An 18202-nucleotide genomic window follows, 5' to 3' on the forward strand; every position below is an offset into this window, starting at 1 on the left:
TCAATCACTACAGTTGTTCTCTCGGTAACACTGCCACGCCCTTTTTCATTCCGAGACACCCGTTCCAACCAGCGAGACAATGTCGTCCCAGTAGCCGGGCAGGGCCGCCCAGGGGTCGACTCGGCCGCCCCTGTCCGTGCGGTCGGTGAAGTAGATCGTGGCGGCGCCCTGCCAGCGGGCGACGCGCAGCGCCTCGTCGAGGTGGACGCGGGGCACACCGTGGACGAAGTGGCAGAAGCGCTCGGGAGGGTGGTCGGCGGTCCATTCGGCGACCTGGGACCAGCGGTAGTCGCTCCAGGGCCCGGAGAAGGTCACGAGTTGGTCGGCGCTCTCGGCATATCCGGGATGTGGATGGGTGCCGTGGCCGAGGACTATGTGGCCGTCGCCGAGGAGCGCCCGGAGGGTGAGGACGGTGCGGGTGATTCCGGGGAGTGCGCCGCGCTCGGTGGGGCAGCGGTCGAGGAGGTAGCCGTCGACCTGGTACCAGTCGAGGTGGCGGTGGGCGTCGGCGACGATCTCACCGAAGGGACGCGCGCCGTGGATCACGTCGAGGTGGCCGAGGACCCGGACGCCGGCGTTGCGGAGCCGTCCCGCGGCTTCCAGGCAGATCGGGTCGGGGCGGGTACCGGGGCCGTCGGAGATGTTCAGGACGACCCAGTGCAGAGGGATCTTGGGGCGGGTGAGTTCGCCCCATTCCAGCGGGGCTACCAGGGGGTGGGCATAGCCGGGGATGCCGAGGCCGGCGCTCAGGCCGGTGCTGGCGGTGCCGGACGGGGTGGAGGTCAGATACGGCATGCGGCCTCCATCCAGATGTCGGCCAGGGACTCCTCCAGATTGATGCGGGGCCGCCAGCCGAGCCGGTCGCGTGCGGTGCGGACATCGGCCTGCTGCCAGCTGCCGCAGCCGTCCGGGTAGAGATAGGCGACCGGAGGAGTGTGGTCCGGTTCGGGCCGGGGGTGGCCGATGGTGGGCCTGAGGGGGCCGGGCGGGGTGTCGAGTTCGTGGAGGGCACCGCCGTAGCCGGCGACACGGGCGAGGACGGCGGCCGCGTCGCGGAGGCGCACGGCCCGGCCGGACCCGATGTTGATCACGCCCTGGGCTGCGGAGAGCGAGGCGGCGTGGACGGCGCGGGCGACGTCCCGGACGTCGACGAAGTCGCGTTGGACGCCGAGGCCGCCGAGTTTGAGTTCGCCGTCGCCGGACTGCATGGCGCGCCGCATGGCTTCGGCGAGGCGGCCGAGCGGCGAGCCGGCGGGGGTGCCCGGCCCGGCAGGTGAGAAGACCCGCAGGACGACGGCGTCCAGGCCGGAGCCGAGGACGAGTTCGGTGGCGGCGAGTTTGCTGACACCGTACGGGCCGCCGGGCCGGGGCACGGCGTCCTCTGCGGTGGAGGAGCCGGGCTGGCTGGGGCCGTACTCGGCGCCGCAGCCGATCTGCACCAGGCGGGCCCCGCAGCCGCTGCGGCGGAGGGCCTCGCAGACGGTGGCGACGGCGACGGTGTTGTGCCGGGTGAGTTCGCGGGCGCCGCCGCGGGTGGCTCCGGCGCAGTTGATGACGACGCCCGGGTGCACCGCGTCCAGGAAGCGGGTGAGCGCGCCGGGGCTGCCGGTGGCGAGGTCGAACCGTACGTCGGCGTCGTCGCCGCGACCGAGCGCGGTGAGCTGGACGGCCGGGTCGGCGAGGAGGCGTTCGGCGACGAAACGGCCGAGGTATCCGTTGGCTCCGATCAGCAGGACCCTCATCGGGCGGCTCCCGGGGCGGACTCTCCGGTTCGGGAGGTGATCATCTGGCGTTCTCCTTATGAGGTGGTGCCGTGGGTGATGAGGTGCGGTCCCGCGGTGTCGGCCCCGCGGGAGGTGGTGCGCGCGACGGCAGTCCCGCGCGCCGGTGGGGCTCGGTTGCGGGTGCGGCCTGTGGTGACCGCGCCGTGGACCGTCCGAGGTGGGGTCAGGTCGCCCCCGGCGGGCGGGCGTAGGCCGAGGCCCGGGTGAGGGTGCGGATGGCGTGCGCGAGGAGGAGGAGAGCGGCGACGCCGCAGACCAGGGCGGGGACGGCGCCCGGCCCCCAGGCGTCGGTGGCCGTCCGGACGGGGACGGCCAGGAAGGAGCAGCCGGGCAGGCGGCTCGCGAAGACGGTGGCCAGGGCGCAGCTCTCGGTCAGCGCCGCCGCGCACAGGACGGCGGCGGGGACGTGCGGGAAGCCGTGGACGGTGAGGAGGCGGGCCAGCAGAAGCAGTGCGCCGAGGGCGACCGCCCCCGCGGAGACGGCCGGTTCGTCCAGGACCGTGCCGCACAGCGCGAGCAGGGAGACCAGGGCGCACAGATAGAGGGCGAACACGCCGAGGAGCAGGGGCTTCACGGAGTCGGCGAAGTCGGCGAGGCCGCGGCTCGCGACGAGTTTGCGGCGGGCGCGCACGGAGAGGAGGTGGGCACACCAGAGGGCGGGAGCGCAGCTCAGGGCGAGTGCCAGGACGGGTGCGGTGGCCAGGGGCCAGGGACCGTCGGGGCCGTCGGGGCCGTCGGCGAGACCGGCGGCGAGCAGTCCGTCGCCGAGCAGGGCGTATGCGAGCAGCCAGCAGGTCCAGGTACCCCTGCGGCCGGTCGTGCCGAGCGGTGACCTGAGCGGGCCGCGGCGGAGGGCGACGCGCAGCCCGAGGGCGACAGCGAGGGCGCCGGCCGCGGCGACGACGAGGCGGGGTTGGCCGTGGGTGAGCCGTACACCGGCCACGGCCGCCGCGCAGAGGGCGCCCGGGAGGAGCGCGAGGACCGCCCAGCCGCCGCCCGGCCCGGACGCGGCGGGCATCGGCCGACGCTCCGGGGGTGTCTCCGCGTCGCGGGGTACGCGCGCGTACATCTCCTCGGCGAGCGAGAAGACGTCCCGGTGCCGGAAGCGGGCGGCCGTACGGTCGGTGACCCCATGGGCCTCCAGCCCGGCGGCGATCTCCAGCGGGTCCACGGCCCGTTCGCACAGCTCCCGGTGCCGGTGCATCAGGGCTTTCACGGGGTCCACGGCCCCGCGTCCGGAGGGGGGCGCGGATTCGGGGGAGGTCCGGCCTCCGTCATCAGCGCCGATCCCCACCCCGCCCGCGGCCACGGCCTCGGGGGGGACCCCGTCGAGCTCCGACGGACGTGGCCCGACCAGTTCCTCGGCTCCGTCCCCGCTCTCCAGGCGATCCCGGCTCTCCAGGCCGTCCAACCGCAGCTCGCTCATCGCGTTCCCTCCCCCGCGGGCACGGGTTCACCGGGAGCGGCCGGAGGCGTTCCCGTGGCCCGGACGGGGGTGTCGACGACCCAGCCGGGTCGGCCGGACAGAACGCCGCCGAGGCCCGAGCCCCCCGCGGCGCCGGCCACACCCACGACGCCCGCCACGCCGGCGACACCCGCGACACCGAGACCGCCCGTCCCCAGCCGGGGCTCGGTCCAGCGGCCGGGGACGTGCGCCTCGGCGGGGGCGCCGAACGGCAGGGGCGCGCCGCTCTCGTCGAGGACGACCTTCCGTACCGGGGCGTGGGAGACGACCTCCAGGTAGATGGCGCGGAACGCGGCGACGTTCTGCTCGACCGTGAAGAGTTCGAGGGCGCGTGCGCGGGCGGCCGCGCCGAGGCGCGCACGGCGCTCGGGTGCGCGCAGCAGCGCCACGCACGCCTCCGCGAGCGCCTTCGGATTGCGGGGCGGGACGACGAGCCCCGTCCCACCGATGACCTCGACGACCGCGCCGGCATCCGTGGACACTGTGGGCCGTCCGCAGAACATGGCCTCGACGAGGCTGATGGGGAACCCCTCGACGACACTCGACAGGACGACGACGGCGCCGGACGCGTAGGCCTCCGCCAGGTCGGCGACGGCGGGGTCGCCGATCTCCTCGAAGGAGACGGGGTTGTCACCGACGGCGTGCACTCCGCCGTCGGTGCCTGCGGGGAAGAGCTGGGCGGCCTGGGCCCTGCAGTGGCCGAGATAGGCGGCCCCCTCGTCGCCCGCGGCCGCTCCGACGATTCTGAGCCGGGCCTTCGGCTCCGCTCTGCGGATCTCGGCGAAGGCGTGCAGCAGGGAGATCAGGTCCTTGGCCGGCTCGACACGGCCGACCCACACCAGCGTGTGGGGGTCCGCGCTCTCCGGCGCCTCCCCCACCTCGGCGAAGCGGGACGCCTCCATGCCGGGATACACCGTGCGGATCCTCGCCCGGTCGGCGCCGCAGCGTTCCTGCCAGCGTCGGGCATGGGTGTTTCCGGGGGTGAGGCAGGCGGCGCGCCGGTAGACCTCGGCGGTCAGTTGCCGGTGGAAGGCCGCGAGCAGGGCGCGCACCGGCGCGTCACCGGAGGCCCCGAGGTAGTGCGCGCGCAACGGCACGCCGTACTCGGTGACCAGGAGCGGCACCTCGTGGAAGTGGGCGGCCAGCAGACCGGGCAGCGCGGCCGAGCCACCGGCCGCGGCGTGGCACAGGTCGACCGAGCCGAGCCCGTCGTCCTCGTACCAGTCGAGCGAGAGGGGGCGCAGGGCGCGTTCGAGGTGGGCGGCGACGGTCAGCAGATCCGGTACGCGGGCCTCGCGCGCCGCTCCGAATGCGCCCGGCGCACGACAGGCGCGTTCGAGTGTGTGGACGGCGACTTCCGAGCGCAGGGCGCCCACCAGTCCGCCCTCGTCGCGGGCCAGCTCGGCAAGCCCGTACAGCGCGTTGCCGAAACGGTCCGCCTCGGGACCGGCGCCGCTCTCACGGGCTTGGCCCGTCCAGAGGGCCTCTCCCCCTCCGAGCGCTTCTCCCCTTCCCACGCCTTCTCGCGTCTCGGGCGTCCCAGCGGAGCAGAGCACGGACGCCAGTTCGCCGTACGCCTCCGCGAAGCGCCGTCGCGCCCGGCGGCCGTGGACCACACCGTCATCCTCGGCCGTCCACAGCGGCGCCGTGCGGACGCGGCTGACCTGCGGCGGAAGCGGGACCCAGCCCTCGTCCTCCTGTTGCTCGCTACGGCTGAGCGCGTAGACGTCGAACTCGTGTCGCTCCAGCCCACGCACGAGTCGGTCGCACCAGAGCCTGGCGTCACCGCCGACATACGGATAGCCACCCTCCGTAAGCAGTCCGATGCGCACGTGTGCACCCCCGATCTCCCGTTTGGGGAGCCGCCGTTCACCCGGCGGCTCGCAGCGGGAAGAACGTATGCGGACAAGGCGGTGGCGCGACGGACGGTTGTCCGTCGCGCCACCAAAAGGGGTGAACGGTCGTAACTTTCCCTAGCGGGACGCGTTTTGTCGCGCTAAGGGATCAGTCGACTACGCCACGTCAGATACTCAACCCCCGGGGAAGGCCCACGGGTTGGCCTTGCAGGTGATCCCGTCATAGGAGAGGAACTTGCTCTGCTGCTGCATGACGGGCGCGAGGTCGCCGTCCTTGTCGCAGGTCACATGGCTGTAGCCGAGACGGTGGCCGATCTCATGGTTGATCAGCATCTGCCGGTACGCGTGGATGCGGTCACCGTAGGTCTTCGAACCCTGGGCCCAGCGATAGGCGTTGATCATCACGCGCTCGGTGGCGGCGGAGTCGCACGACACGTTGTCCACCGTCGTGTCGAGCCCCGACTTGGCACACCACACGGCGGTGGTGCCCGGACTGGCGAGCGTGATCACGAAATCGGGCTTCCCGGAGGAGATCCGTTCGAAGGTACGGCCGCCGTTGTGCGCCCAACTCCGGTCGTCGTTCAGGGTCTTCTGGACGGCCTGGGCGAACAGTTCCCCGTCGAGGCCGAGCCCTTCCTCGACATCGACCCGGTAGCGGTACTTCCGTCCCGTCCCCGGCGCCTTGTCGAAGCCCCTGACGGTCTGGAACGTGCCGTTGCCCTCCAGGTCCGCGGCGAGTGGGTACTTCTGGCCCATCTTCTCGTCGTACGAGAGCGGGGTCGCGCTCACCCTCGGCGGGCTGGACGGCGTGGGCCGGTCGTCGCTGCGTGAGGCGCCCCGTACCTCGCGGTCGGCGGCGTCGGCGGCCCGCGCCTGGGCGGTGGTGTCCTCCTGGCCGCTGGTGACCTGCCCGCCGACGATGACCGCGAGCACGGTGGTGACGGCGGCGGCCGCGATCCCGGCGAACGCCCGCCCCTTGCCGCTCTTTCCGGAGTCCTTGCCCTCGCCGGGCTCACCGGTCGGCGGCCGCTCTTCGTCGAAGGCGTCCAGGTATGCCTGCCGCGGCCCACCGGGCGGCGGTGGCACGGCTTCCTGCCGCTGCCGCGGGATGGGGATGCGACGACCCTGCCCCTGCCCGGGCGCGCCGGAGGAGGGGCCGCCGGACTCGCCCTGCCGCGCGCCGTGGGAAGGGCCGCCTGGCGCGGCGTACGGGACCCCCGAAGGAGCCCCGTTCGCGGCCTGTCCGCCGCCTGGGCGTGGTCGCGTCTCGCCGCCCAACCGGCCCCAGCCGCCACCCGCTTCACGCTGCTCGGGATGCCCGCCACGACTCTGCGGGAGGCCTCGGCCGGGGGTGCCGTCGGGGAGACGGGGGAAACCGTGCGCGGGTGTGCCGTCCGGGTAACGAGGTACTCCCTGCCCCGAACCGCCGTCCGGCAGACGCGGAAACCCGTGGGCGGGCGTCCCGTCCGGCAGACGCGGGAACCCGTGCGCCGGCGTACCGTCGGTGAACCGCGGGACACCGCGCCCGGGCGGGCCCTCGGGATGGCGGGAGAAGCCGTGCGCGGGCGCGCCGTCGGGAAGGCGCCGCACGCCCGGCCTCGAGGCACCCTCGTATCCCGGACGTGGTCCGCCGAGTACCGCCCCGCGGTCCGGCGCTACCGGCGGGCCCGCTGGAGCCGCCGCTGATGTCTCGCTCGTGTCGCCTTTCGGCGCCCGCCCCTTGCGGCTGTGTCGTCCCACGCCGCGGCTCAGCTCCCCACAACGGGGGCACCGGGGACGGCCCCGTCCCCGGCGGAATCGTCGGCCTCGCCCTTCACCGGCTTGCCGTTCACGGACTCCCCGTTCACCCGCTCCGCGTCCGCCCTGTCCCGGGCCGACGTCGCCGAGCCCCGTACGCCCGATCGCCGCGTCCCGGAGGCATGTCCCTCAGAGCCTCCCACACCGTCCGACGCCCTCCGGTCCGTATCGGCCAGCAGGTCGCGGAACGCCGCGGCGACCGCCTCCGGGTACTCCATCATCGCGACATGCCCGGCGTCCGGCAGGGAGACGAGGCGCGAGTCGCGGAAGGCGCGGGCGGCGCGCTGGGCCATGCGGTATCCGACGAGCTGGTCACGGCGGCCGTAGACGAGGAGTGTCGGGGCGAGGACCCGCTCGGCCTGGCGCCACAGCGAGTGCTGCCCGCCCAGGGTGTACGCGTCGACGATGCCACGGGCGGACCTCGTCATCGCGTCCCACATATAAGGAAGCCTCAGACGCCGCTCCATCTCCTCCACCGCGTTGCGGAAGCCCTCCTCCGTGACGCGACCGGGGTCGCCGTAGCAGAGCGCCATGACACCCCGGACGCGCTGCTCGGCGGTCCAGCCCTTGGTGAAGCGGGTGAACAGCGCCGCGACACCCGGGACGGCGAGCATCCCGGTCGGCACCGCGGTGCGCTGCACCCGCAGTTCGGGCAGCGCGGGCGACACCAGCGTCAGGGTCCGGACGAGGTCGGGGCGCAGGGCCGCGACGCGGGTGGTGACCGCGCCGCCGAGGGAGTTGCCGAAGAGGTGCACCGGGCCGCGCCCGGACGCGTCCAGATAGCGGATGACGGCACGCGCGTGTGCCGTCACCGAGTAGTTGCCGTCGTCCGGCGGCGGCGAGTCGCCGAAACCGGGCAGGTCGACGGCCTCGCTGGCCACCGACTCGTCGAGCAACGGCATCAGCGCCGACCAGTTCTGCGAGGAGCCGCCCAGGCCGTGTACGTACAGGGCGGGCGGCAGATCGTCACGGGCCGGGGTTCTCGACCGGACCGCCAGAGTGATCCCCGGCAGGCGCACCGACCTGAGCTGCTCCCCCGGCGCCACGCGCACGGAACTCGCCTTCGGCGACGCGGTGGCGGTCATCAGGGACGGCAGCTCGGGCGAAGACATGCGGCAATGTTACGAGACGATCACGCAGTGGTTCATGTGTTCGCCGTCACAGATCGAGCCACGCAGGGCGGGGTACCGGACCACGACGTGGTCACCGCGACCACGACGGAACCCGAAGCGAATCCCACGACGGCGAACGGCCACCTCACCGATCTCGGCCACCGCCACCCGGCCTCGGCCACCGCCACCGGCCGCCCGTCAGAACAGTCCGTAGAGCAGGTTGTAGAACAAACCATCCCGTCACCACCGGACCGCATAGCGCCACGTTCAGCCGTCTCCTAGGCTCGTAGACAACAAGGCACACCCGTACGTGGCCCCTGCCGCTTCACAGGGTTCCGGCAGCACCGAGGCAGGAGCAGGAAGGGGAAACCACGATGGCCGTTGACCCCACCGATCCCGAGACGTTCGCGGAGACGGAGGCCGATTCCGTGGAGATCGACGACGTAGAGGCCCCCGAGGCCGATGCCGCCGAGCAGCACACGTACGTCACCCCGGACCGGGACGACCCGTTGACCGACGTCGATCCGGGCGTCGCCAACCCGGCCGACCTCGCCGAACAGGCCCGGGTGGTCGACCTCGACGAGGACGACTACCGCTAGAGCGGACCCCTCGCCGGGGAACCGCCGACGGTCCGACCACGCCCGCGTGCCCGCAGGCGCCCCGCCCCCGAGGACGACCGCCGGTGACGCGAAAGACGACGATCGGTAACGGGAAAGGGCTTCCTCCTGTCCGCCCTGCCCGCGTTTGACGTGGTCCGCGGCACTTTTCCCGGCGTCCGGTCCGTGAAATTCTGCGCTCGCACCGCGCGCACCAGGGTTACCGAAAAGTACGATGGCGGCGCGGCGCACACCGCACATGGACGATTTGGGAGGCGGCGTGACAGCCATCGAGCAGACAGAGGCGGCACGCCCGCGGGGCACACGCCTTCCGCGCCGAGCCCGACGGAACCAGCTGTTGGGCGCCGCCCAGGAAGTCTTCGTGGCCCAGGGCTATCACGCGGCCGCGATGGACGACATCGCCGAGCGCGCCGGTGTCAGCAAGCCGGTCCTCTACCAGCACTTCCCGGGCAAGCTCGACCTCTACCTGGCCCTGCTGGACCAGCACTGCGAGTCCCTGATCCAGGCCGTGCGCGGCGCGCTCGCGTCGACGACCGACAACAAGCAGCGCGTACGGGCCACGATGGACGCGTACTTCGCGTACGTCGAGGACGAGGGCGGCGCCTTCCGACTGGTCTTCGAGTCGGACCTGACGAACGAGCCCGCCGTGCGCGAGCGCGTCGACAAGGTCACGAACGAGTGCGCGGAGGCCATCTGCGAAGTCATCGCCGAGGACACCGGCCTGTCGCGCGCGGAGTCGATGCTCCTCGCCTCGGGCCTCGGCGGGCTCGCCCAGGTCGTGGCGCGGTCCTGGCTGCACAGCGACCGCAGCGTCCCGCGCGAGCAGGCGGTCCAGCTGCTGGCGTCGTTGGCGTGGCGCGGCATCGCCGGCTTCCCGCTGCACGGCATCGAGCACCACTGACCGTCGCCCCGCGGCCCCGGACCGGTGCCGGGCACATCCCTGGTCCGGGGTTTTGTTCCCGCACCCTGTTCGCTCCTGGCGTTGCCGAGCGGAGGGTGGACGTCCCCTCACCGGGCTAATGTGTGCTGGGTACGGCGCGGACGCCCGCGCACTTCACTGACCGTCGGAGGGACATAGCCGTGGAGGTCAAGATCGGCGTGCAGCACGCGCCCCGCGAGATCGTTCTGGAGAGCGGTCAGAGTGCCGAGGAGGTCGAGCGTGCCGTGTCCGAGGCGCTGGCCGGCAAGTCGGCGCTGCTGAGCCTCACGGACGAGCACGGTCGCAAGGTGCTGATCCCTGCCGACCGTCTCGCCTACATCGACATCGGCGAGCCGACCGTCCGCAAGGTCGGTTTCAGCGCGCTGTAGCCGAGAGGCGCACAAGGCATACGGAGGGGCCCGGTGGTGCGAAACCACCGGGCCCCTCCGTATGCGTCCCGGCTCCTCCTCCCCCGAAGCGCACATCGAAGCCACAACTCGTCCACAGAGGAGGATTGCGTTCCGTGACTCGCGGGTAGTACCGGCTACGACCGATTTGCCCAGGCCAGGCCGTGTGGGAGGGAACCCGATCATGTTCTTGGAAGCGCTCGGATCCGCACTCGTCGGACTCGCCCTCGCCTGGGCCGCCGTCGCCCGGCTGTCGCACCGTCTGCCGCCCCGCACGCTCGTCGTGCCGACCGGTGTGGCGGGCGCCCTCTTCGGCGCGTTCCTCACCCACACCGCCCTGGGCTCCACCAACTTCCTGGTGCTGCTGACCGGCGGGGCGATCGTCGCCGCGGCGTCGCTGTCGCTCCTGCTGCGGCCGACGGAGCGTTTTCGACGCAGCTCGGCCACCGCGTAGCCCGAGCCCGCGTCACGGCGAGCCCCCCGAAGAGACACGGAGCCGCAGCGACCGAAGTGAGATCCGCGGCACCACCGAGCGGGCGCGACCGACCGCGCATGCCCCGCGGCCGCCCACGGACACGCCGGGCACCGCGCCCCACGGCGACTAGCCGGTCACGGAGTCAGCGGCTCACTGCGGCCGGGGGCGCAAGGCGACCAGCGGCTCACGCGGCCAGGCCGAGCGCCGCCATCCGCTTGGTGTGCGCCTCGGTGATCCGGGAGAACATCCGCCCCACCTCGGCCAGGTCGAACCCGTCGGCGACGCCGCCCACGAGCATCGTGGACAGGGCGTCCCGGTCGGCCACGACCCGCTGCGACTGCGACAGCGCCTCGCCCATCAGCCGCCGCGCCCACAGCGCGAGCCGCCCGCCGACCCGAGGGTCCTCGTCGATCGCGGCCCGTACCTTCTCCACCGCGAACTCGGCGTGCCCGGTGTCGTCGAGGACGGCGAGCACCAGCCCGCGCGTGTCCGCGTCGAGGTGCGCCGCGACCTCCCGGTAGAAGTCACTGGCGATCGAGTCGCCGACATACGCCTTGACCAGACCCTCCAGCCAGTCCGACGGCGCCGTCTGCTTGTGGAAGCCGTCGAGCGCGTCCACGAACGGCTCCATGGCGTGCGTCGGCTCCTCGCCGATCTCCGTGAGCCGGTCCCGCAGCCTCTCGAAGTGGTGGAACTCGGCGGCGGCCATCTTCGCCAGCTCCGCCTTGTCGACGAGCGTCGGCGCCAGCTTCGCGTCCTCCGCGAGCCGTTCGAACGCCGCGAGTTCCCCGTACGCCAGCGCTCCGAGCAGGTCCACGACGGCGGCGCGGTACTGCGGGTCGGCCGAGGCTTGGGCCCAGTCCTGGGCGGCGATGCCGGTGACCTCGGCGGTCTCGGTCGTCTCAGCGCTACCGGCGGCGTTCTCAGGCTTGTCAGACGTGGTCATGAAGCGCACAATAGCCCGCTTCGCGCAGGGCGGAAGGGCCCGGTCGATCGGTGTGACGACGACTACGTGACCAAATCGGCCATCGCATGTGCGCGTTTCCGGGGTATGGTGGTAATGCGCCTGCTGAGTACGTCGACGTACCACCGCGGTATCTCGACCGTCTCTCGACAGGCCGCACGCATGAGGATGCCCGGTCGGTGGCCCGATCGGCTCCGACCCGACAGCCCTCCCGTTCGTACGGCACTCTGCGTACGGCGTCCGGAGGGAACCCCTCAGCGGTATGAGCGCTAGAGCGTCGGCAGTGGTCCCGTGCCACACGGCCAGCCCGTGAGGGCGGCCGATATCTCCAGGCACGGTCAGACGACACGACCCCCGCGCTCGCGCCACGCCGCGTACACAGAAGAGGCAGCACCCTGACTACGACTTTTCGAGATCTCGGAATCCTTCCCGAGACGGCCGAGGCCCTGGAAGCCGTCGGCATCATCACTCCCTTCCCCATCCAGGAGATGACGCTCCCGGTCGCCCTCTCCGGCACCGACGTCATCGGCCAGGCCAAGACCGGCACCGGCAAGACGCTCGGCTTCGGCCTGCCGCTCCTGGAGCGCGTCACCGTCCCCGCCGACGTCGAGGCCGGCCGCGCCAAGCCCGAGGACCTCACCGACGCCCCGCAGGCGCTCGTCGTCGTCCCCACCCGCGAGCTGTGCACCCAGGTCACCAACGACCTGCTGACGGCCGGCAAGGTGCGCAACGTCCGCGTCACCGCGATCTACGGCGGCCGCGCCTACGAGCCGCAGGTCGAGGCCCTGAAGAAGGGCGTCGACGTCGTCATCGGCACCCCCGGACGACTCCTCGACTTGGCCGGCCAGAAGAAGCTGAACCTGAAGCACGTCAAGTGCCTGGTCCTCGACGAGGCCGACGAGATGCTCGACCTGGGCTTCCTGCCCGACGTCGAGAAGATCATCAACATGCTTCCGCCCCGGCGCCAGACGATGCTGTTCTCGGCGACCATGCCGGGCGCCGTCATCGGTCTGGCCCGCCGTTACATGTCCCAGCCGACGCACATCCGTGCCACGGCCCCGGACGACGAGGGCGCGACGGTCCGCAACACCTCGCAGCACGTCTACCGCGCGCACAACATGGACAAGCCGGAGATGGTCGCGCGCATACTGCAGGCCGAGGGCCGGGGACTGGCCATGGTCTTCTGCCGCACCAAGCGCACGGCCGCCGACCTCGCCGACCAGCTCAAGCAGCGCGGTTTCGCCTCCGGCGCGGTCCATGGCGACCTCGGCCAGGGCGCCCGTGAGCAGGCGCTGCGGGCCTTCCGCAACGGCAAGGTCGACGTCCTCGTCTGCACCGACGTCGCCGCGCGCGGCATCGACGTCGAGGGCGTCACCCACGTCATCAACTACCAGTCCCCCGAGGACGAGAAGACGTACCTGCACCGCATCGGCCGTACGGGCCGCGCGGGCGCCTCGGGTACGGCGATCACGCTCGTCGACTGGGACGACATCCCGCGCTGGCAGCTGATCAACAAGGCGCTGGAGCTGAACTTCAACGACCCGCCGGAGACGTACTCCACGTCACCGCACCTCTTCGAGGAACTGAGCATCCCGGCGGGCACCAAGGGTGTCCTGCCGCGCTCGGAGCGCACGCGGGCCGGTCTCGACGCCGAGGAGCTGGAAGACCTCGGTGAGCCGGGTGGTCGTGGTGCCCGCGGGCGCGGCGGCCGTTCCTCCGGCCCGGCGCCCTCCGCGGAGCGTGAGCGCCCGGCGCGTACACCGCGCCGTCGCCGCCGGACGCGCGGTGGCGCCACCGTGGACGCGACGGCCCCCGAGGCGACGGCGGTCGCCGAGCCGACGCGTCCCACGGAGACGCCGGGCACGGCCACCGAGGTCGACGCCGGCCCCCGTACGCCCCGTCGCCGACGCCGCACCCGCAGTGGTGCGGCGCCGACGGCCCAGACGGTGACGTCGGCGGTGGAGGCGGAGGGGTCCGAGAAGGCCCTGGACGCCCCCGCTGCTGACGCTGTGAAGGCTTCGGCCGTGAACACGGTCGCGGCCGTCCCGGACACCGCGGACACCGCGGACACCGCTGGCGCTCTGCCTGCCGCCGACGAGGCGAAGCCGCGCCGCCGCCGCACGCGCAAGACGGCGTCGGCGGAGCCGGTCGAGGCTCCGGCCGCCGAGGCGACGGTCGACACGGTCGAGGGCACGGTCGCCGAGGAGGCCGCGCCGAAGACGCGTCGGCGTACGCGGAAGGCCGCGGAGGCCCCCGCCGCCGCTGCCGCTGCCGAGGCGCCCGCCGCCGAAGCCGCGCTCGACACGGCCGAGGGCACGTCCGCCACTGAGGAGGCGGCGCCCAAGACCCGCCGCCGGACCACCCGCAAGACCGCGGAGGCACCGGTCGACGCATCCGAGACCGTGGCCGTGGCCGAAGAGGCGGCGCCCAAGACGCGCCGCCGGACTCGGAAGGTCGCCGAGGCGCCGGTTGACGCGGTTGACGCGGTTGAGGGCACGGTCGCCGAGGAGGCCGCACCGAAGACGCGTCGGCGTACGCGGAAGGCCGCGGAGGCCCCCGCCGCTGCCGAGGCGCCCGCCGCCGAAGCCGCGCTCGACACGGCCGAGGGCACGCCCGCCGCCGAGGAGGCCGCGCCCAAGACCCGCCGCCGGACCACCCGCAAGACCGCGGCGACGGCCGAGGTCACGGGCGACGCCACGGCCACCGCCGAGGAGAGCGCGCCCAAGACCCGCCGCCGGACCACCCGCAAGGTCGCGGAGGCACCGGTCGACGCGTCCGAGACCATGGCCGTGGCCGTGACCGAGGAGGCCGCGCCCAAGACGCGTCGGCGTACGCGGAAGGTCGCGGAGGCTCCGATCGAGGCGTCGGTTCCGGCGCAGCCGACGGAGGAGCAGGCCACCAAGCCGCGTCGTACGCGCAAGGCCGCCGCTCCGGCTGTGGCTGCCGTCGAGGACGCCGGGGCGGGTGCGGCTGAGACGCCGGCGCCGCGTCGGCGGGTGCGGAAGACCGCGGTCGCTGTTGAGCCGACGGATGGCTGAGGTCAGGTAGCCGACTGCGCGGAGGCCCGGTTCCCCTTCTCGGGGGCCGGGCCTTTGGCGTTCCGGCGGGGACGCGTCCGCCGGGGCCGGAAGGGGTTTCCTCGCCCCGCCGCCCCGACCCGTCCCATCCCCAGGGGCTGCCGCCCCTTCGACCCCGCCTGGCCCAACCCTCGGGGAGGGGCGTCTCCGGGGGGGTGTGGGTGCCTGAGGTTTCAGGGACGGCCCGCGTCCGTGGGAATTGAGGGGCATGTGCGGGTCCGTGGGGGCTTGGCGCGCAGTTCCCCGCGCCCTTGAACGGGCCTGCGGCCCTTCAGGGGTCCGATGGGCCGCGGTTCAAGGGCGCCTGAGTTCCGGGGCGCGGGAAACCGCGCGGTCGCACCCCACTCAGCCGCCGGGTGAAGGGCCGGCCACGTGCGCCCCTCGTCTCCCGGCAGCCTCCCGACCACCCGCCAGGGTGATTGCTCTTCACGGTCTCCGGTTACCCTCGCCCCATGAGCCGTCCTCCCACGTTCACCCCTTTTCCCGGTGCCCGCGCCCACCGGCTGCGCACCTCGCGCGGTGAGTTCGCCGTCATCGAGGCGGGCACCCCGGTGAAGGGCACCGTGCTCCTCGTGCCGGGGTTCACGGGCAGCAAGGAGGACTTCATCGCGCTGCACGAACCGCTGGCGGAGGCCGGCTACCGCTCCGTCGCCGTGGACGGGCGGGGCCAGTACGAGAGCGAGGGCCCCAAGGACGACGAGTCGCCCTACGCGCAGGACGAGCTGGCGAGGGACCTGCTCGCCCAGGCACAGGTCGTCGGCGACGGCGCCCCCCTGCATCTCCTCGGCCACTCCCTCGGCGGTCAGATCTCCCGCGCCGCCGCCCTCCTGGACCCCTCCCCCTTCGCCTCCCTCACCCTGATGGCCTCGGGCCCGGCCCAGATCTCGCAGAGCCAGCAGCAGCGCGTGAAGCTCTTGCGGGACGCCCTGGCCGTAATGGGCATGGAGCAGGTGTGGGACGCCATCCAGGCGATGGAACCGCCCGAGGAGACCGACACCGGCGGCCTCGACGAAGGGCTGGACGACAGCGCCGACCTGCGCCGCCGCTGGCTCGCCCACAGCCCTGCGCAGCTCATCGCCACCGGCCGGCAGCTCTGCGCGGAGCCCGACCGCGTCGCGGAACTGGCCGCCCTGGGCCTGCCCACGCACGTCCTGTCGGGCGAGCGTGACGACACCTGGCCGATCCCTCTCCTCGACGACATGGCCGCGCGCCTCCAGGCGCACCGCACGGTCATCGCCGCCGCCGAGCACTCCCCCAACACGGACCAGCCGAAGGCCACGGCCTCCGCCCTGATCGGCTTCTGGGATCAGCTGACCGGTTGATCACCCTCTGTCGGCGCTGGTCAGTACTGCGCCCTCAGGTGCTCCCAGAACCCGTCCCGCAGCGCCCTTCTCAGGTCCGCCTGGCCCCGTAGCGAGTACTGGAGCAGCCCCTCCGCCTCGACGAGGAGGTCCTGGTCGACCGAGCCGGGCAGGTACGGGTGGCCGTGCAGGAGTTCCTTGAGCGGCTCGCGGCCCCGGGACGCCAGCCATTTCGCGGCGATCTGGGCGCCGACGAAGCGGACGTCCTCACGCGTGGGCCGGGCCCCGGCGGTGGCCTCGTACGGGACGGCGGCCCGCCGGGACACGTACGGCTTGAAGAAGTCGAGGTCGAAGGTGCGCTGGCTGTCGACCTCCCAGAGCAGCGGCTCGGCCTGGTTGCGGCCCTCCGGCGCCTCGATACCCCACAGGTGGACGCGCGCACCGTACCCCTGCGCGGCCTCGACCGCCGAGACCAGGTCCTCGTCGCCGCCGATCAGCGCCGCGTCGCTGATGGCGCGGTGCCGGGCCAGGGACTCCAGGTCCGTGCGGATGAGGGAGTCGACGCCCTTCTGCTGGTTGTTCGCGTTGAGGTTGCCGAGGCGCACCTTGACGTCAGGGAGCTCGGCGATGGACTGCTGCTCCGCCGTGTGGATACGGCGCCGCGCCCCGTCGTACCAGTAGACCCGGAGCAGTCGGCTGTCCGCGAAGATCGTGCGGGCCCGGTCGATCAGGGCGTCGATGAGACCTTCCGCATCGAGGTCGAAGGACCGCCGGTCCTCCGTTCCGGCGACGAGCCGCCCCACGGCCGCGTACAGATACCCGGCGTCGACGAAGATCGCATGGGTCGAGGGCGTCTTCGCCACCTCGGCGAGCATGCGCTGGAGCAGCTCGTTCGTACGGTCGATGCGGGCGCCGAGCGCCGCCAGGTCGTCGTCGTTCATATGCATCCATTGTCCTGGCGGTCACGCTGCGAACACAACCGGTCCCAATCAGTCTTGCAGCTTCCTGGTAGACACACCCACAACGTCACTTACCAGCCAGTAATTAGCTTCTCGAAAAATTTCCTTAGCGTAGGGAATGTTTGTAACACGCATACCGTTGAATCCTCATGGAACACGGGCACCGACGACCCGCGCACCACCAGTAGTTCTCCCCAGGGGGAGGACGACCAGACGAAGGGAGAAGCCATGCGCTTCGAAATTCTGCGACTCGACGACGTCAACGGCACGCCCGTCGACAGCACCGTCGTGGACGCCGCCTCCGTCAACAGGATCGTGCAGCAGGCCGCCGCCATCGGGCAGCGCCTCTGGATCCGCCCCGCCGACGTGACCGCTTCGTAGGACCGGCCTACGCGACCGCCTCACGGGAGGCGGATGCGTGCGGACTTCAGAGCCCCGTACGGGCCGCACCGAGGTGCGCCGTACGGGGCTCTGTTCACCTCCGGCCCCTGCACGGGAGGAACGTGGCGGGTGGGCGTCAGCTGCCCTGGACCACCTGTGTGACGCCGTTGATGATCTGCTGCACCGCGATGGCGGACAGCATCATGCCCGCGAGCCGGGTCACCAGCACCACACCGCCGTCCTTGATGAGTCGGATGATCAGCAGCGAGTACCGCATCGTCAACCACAGCACGACGTGGATCGCCAGGATCGCCACCCACACCGACACCTGGGCGGCCACCCCGTCCGCCTTCTGCACCGCGAGGATCACCGACACGATCGCCCCGGGCCCGGCGAGCAGCGGCATACCCAGCGGCACCAGGGCGACGTTCACGTCCTTCGTCTGCTTGGGCTCGTCCGTCTTCCCGGTGAGCAGATCGAGCGCGATCAGCAGGAGCAGCAGTCCGCCCGCGATCATCAGCGCGGGTACGGAGACATGCAGGTAGTCGAGTATCTGGTGCCCCAGCAGACCGAAGACGGCGATCACACCACCGGCCACACAGACGGCCTGCAGCGCCATCCGCTTCTGCGTCCGGGCGGGCCGCCCGGCAGTCAGGCCGAGGAAGATCGGGGTGATCCCGGGGGGATCCATGATCACGAACAGGGTGAGGAAGAGGGAACCGAAGACGGCGAGATCAAACACGGGTGTGCCTTGCGAGAGTGTGCGGAAGGGGAGTGAGAGGGGCGGAGGCCGGCCCGTATCGCCGAGCAGGGCGGTGCGGGCGAGGTGGGGCGGGAGCGGTACCCCGGTGGGGACGAACGGGGGACAGAGCCGAGGAGCGAGCAAGTGAAAAGGGGGCAGAGGGCGGAGGCGGACAGAGGACGGAGACGGAGGACGGAGACGGAGGACGGGACTCGGGCCGGGCAGCGGGGCAACGATCGACCCGACAGGTCACCCCAGTCACCCCTGCGAGGGCCGCCCGCGATCCCTGGTGCGACCCCACACGGTGATCCGCCGACCGATCCACCACCAAGCCGTGGACCGACCC

The 18202-nt window shown here is 72.4% G+C and carries 16 protein-coding genes; 7 read left to right on the forward strand and 9 right to left on the reverse strand.

The genetic code is table 11. The features are described 5' to 3' along the window. Positions 1-45 precede the first annotated feature (45 nt). The 6 genes from SMA5143A_RS14035 to SMA5143A_RS14060 all read right to left on the reverse strand — a co-directional run bounded on the left by SMA5143A_RS14035 (position 46) and on the right by SMA5143A_RS14060 (position 8014). Positions 46-795 (reverse strand): spherulation-specific family 4 protein, encoded by a 750-nt coding sequence (locus tag SMA5143A_RS14035; RefSeq protein WP_107463247.1) that lies wholly within the window; start codon positions 793-795, stop codon positions 46-48. Further along, a complete protein-coding gene (locus SMA5143A_RS14040; protein WP_107463248.1) occupies positions 783-1742 on the reverse strand; it encodes an NAD-dependent epimerase/dehydratase family protein in 960 nt (319 codons plus the stop codon). Before SMA5143A_RS14040 ends, SMA5143A_RS14035 begins: the two co-directional genes overlap by 13 nt. A gap of 205 nt (positions 1743-1947) precedes the next feature. Continuing rightward, the gene (locus tag SMA5143A_RS14045) at positions 1948-3210 is read right to left on the reverse strand and encodes a hypothetical protein (protein WP_258193515.1); all 1263 of its coding nucleotides are present in this window, start codon (positions 3208-3210) and stop codon (positions 1948-1950) included. Beyond that, complete coding sequence (locus tag SMA5143A_RS14050) at positions 3207-5081, reverse strand: DUF3492 domain-containing protein (protein WP_258193516.1); 1875 nt, start codon at positions 5079-5081, stop codon at positions 3207-3209. The genes SMA5143A_RS14045 and SMA5143A_RS14050 overlap by 4 nt, the downstream gene beginning before the upstream one ends. Before the next feature lie 198 nt (positions 5082-5279). After that, the gene (locus SMA5143A_RS14055) at positions 5280-6845 is read right to left on the reverse strand and encodes a DUF3152 domain-containing protein (protein WP_107463250.1); all 1566 of its coding nucleotides are present in this window, start codon (positions 6843-6845) and stop codon (positions 5280-5282) included. Positions 6846-6853: 8 nt separating this feature from the next. Further along, entirely contained in the window at positions 6854-8014 is a 1161-nt protein-coding gene (locus SMA5143A_RS14060; protein WP_258193518.1) for an alpha/beta fold hydrolase, read from the reverse strand. 374 nt (positions 8015-8388) lie between these two features. Here SMA5143A_RS14060 and SMA5143A_RS14065 point away from each other — a divergent pair, with 374 nt between their 5' ends. The 4 genes from SMA5143A_RS14065 to SMA5143A_RS14080 all read left to right on the forward strand — a co-directional run bounded on the left by SMA5143A_RS14065 (position 8389) and on the right by SMA5143A_RS14080 (position 10411). Next, positions 8389-8613, forward strand: coding sequence for a hypothetical protein (locus SMA5143A_RS14065; protein ID WP_107463251.1), 225 nt, complete (start codon positions 8389-8391; stop codon positions 8611-8613). 277 nt (positions 8614-8890) lie between these two features. Then, on the forward strand, positions 8891-9532 hold the full coding sequence (locus tag SMA5143A_RS14070) for a TetR/AcrR family transcriptional regulator (protein ID WP_107463252.1): 642 nt from the start codon (positions 8891-8893) through the stop codon (positions 9530-9532). Positions 9533-9711: 179 nt separating this feature from the next. After that, positions 9712-9939: a DUF3107 domain-containing protein gene (locus tag SMA5143A_RS14075; protein ID WP_055514448.1), complete on the forward strand. Its 228-nt coding sequence runs from the start codon at positions 9712-9714 to the stop codon at positions 9937-9939. 202 nt (positions 9940-10141) lie between these two features. Further along, complete coding sequence (locus tag SMA5143A_RS14080) at positions 10142-10411, forward strand: hypothetical protein (RefSeq protein ID WP_107463253.1); 270 nt, start codon at positions 10142-10144, stop codon at positions 10409-10411. A 205-nt stretch (positions 10412-10616) separates the two neighbouring features. Here the strand turns inward: SMA5143A_RS14080 and SMA5143A_RS14085 are convergent, their stop codons facing one another. Continuing rightward, complete coding sequence (locus SMA5143A_RS14085; RefSeq protein WP_107463254.1) at positions 10617-11387, reverse strand: ferritin-like fold-containing protein; 771 nt, start codon at positions 11385-11387, stop codon at positions 10617-10619. Positions 11388-11884: 497 nt separating this feature from the next. Here SMA5143A_RS14085 and SMA5143A_RS14090 point away from each other — a divergent pair, with 497 nt between their 5' ends. Next, positions 11885-14434, forward strand: coding sequence for a DEAD/DEAH box helicase (locus SMA5143A_RS14090; RefSeq protein ID WP_258193520.1), 2550 nt, complete (start codon positions 11885-11887; stop codon positions 14432-14434). 491 nt (positions 14435-14925) lie between these two features. Next, a complete protein-coding gene (locus tag SMA5143A_RS14095) occupies positions 14926-15795 on the forward strand; it encodes an alpha/beta fold hydrolase (RefSeq protein WP_107463256.1) in 870 nt (289 codons plus the stop codon). A 20-nt stretch (positions 15796-15815) separates the two neighbouring features. Here SMA5143A_RS14095 and SMA5143A_RS14100 read toward each other — a convergent pair whose 3' ends face one another. Next, a complete protein-coding gene (locus SMA5143A_RS14100; protein ID WP_107424150.1) occupies positions 15816-16721 on the reverse strand; it encodes an NYN domain-containing protein in 906 nt (301 codons plus the stop codon). Between the two features lie 240 nt (positions 16722-16961). Between SMA5143A_RS14100 and SMA5143A_RS14105 the strand changes: the two genes are divergently transcribed. Then, a complete protein-coding gene (locus tag SMA5143A_RS14105) occupies positions 16962-17114 on the forward strand; it encodes a hypothetical protein (RefSeq protein WP_099967352.1) in 153 nt (50 codons plus the stop codon). Positions 17115-17250: 136 nt separating this feature from the next. Here SMA5143A_RS14105 and SMA5143A_RS14110 read toward each other — a convergent pair whose 3' ends face one another. Continuing rightward, the gene (locus SMA5143A_RS14110) at positions 17251-17856 is read right to left on the reverse strand and encodes a MarC family protein (protein WP_107463257.1); all 606 of its coding nucleotides are present in this window, start codon (positions 17854-17856) and stop codon (positions 17251-17253) included. Positions 17857-18202: the final 346 nt, after the last annotated feature.

It is taken from the genome of Streptomyces sp. MA5143a, assembly GCF_900290235.1.
Classification (GTDB): Bacteria; Actinomycetota; Actinomycetes; order Streptomycetales; family Streptomycetaceae; genus Streptomyces.

Excerpts from the sequence above, each read along its gene's own strand:
- SMA5143A_RS14035 (WP_107463247.1), bottom strand. The coding sequence starts at position 795 with ATGCCGTATCTGACCTCCACCCCGTCCGGCACCGCCAGCACCGGCCTG.
- SMA5143A_RS14040 (WP_107463248.1), bottom strand. The coding sequence starts at position 1,742 with ATGAGGGTCCTGCTGATCGGAGCCAACGGATACCTCGGCCGTTTCGTC.
- SMA5143A_RS14045 (WP_258193515.1), bottom strand. The coding sequence starts at position 3,210 with ATGAGCGAGCTGCGGTTGGACGGCCTGGAGAGCCGGGATCGCCTGGAG.
- SMA5143A_RS14060 (WP_258193518.1), bottom strand. The coding sequence starts at position 8,014 with ATGTCTTCGCCCGAGCTGCCGTCCCTGATGACCGCCACCGCGTCGCCG.
- SMA5143A_RS14065 (WP_107463251.1), top strand. The coding sequence starts at position 8,389 with ATGGCCGTTGACCCCACCGATCCCGAGACGTTCGCGGAGACGGAGGCC.
- SMA5143A_RS14080 (WP_107463253.1), top strand. The coding sequence starts at position 10,142 with ATGTTCTTGGAAGCGCTCGGATCCGCACTCGTCGGACTCGCCCTCGCC.
- SMA5143A_RS14090 (WP_258193520.1), top strand. The coding sequence starts at position 11,885 with ATGACGCTCCCGGTCGCCCTCTCCGGCACCGACGTCATCGGCCAGGCC.
- SMA5143A_RS14095 (WP_107463256.1), top strand. The coding sequence starts at position 14,926 with ATGAGCCGTCCTCCCACGTTCACCCCTTTTCCCGGTGCCCGCGCCCAC.
- SMA5143A_RS14100 (WP_107424150.1), bottom strand. The coding sequence starts at position 16,721 with ATGCATATGAACGACGACGACCTGGCGGCGCTCGGCGCCCGCATCGAC.
- SMA5143A_RS14105 (WP_099967352.1), top strand. The coding sequence starts at position 16,962 with ATGCGCTTCGAAATTCTGCGACTCGACGACGTCAACGGCACGCCCGTC.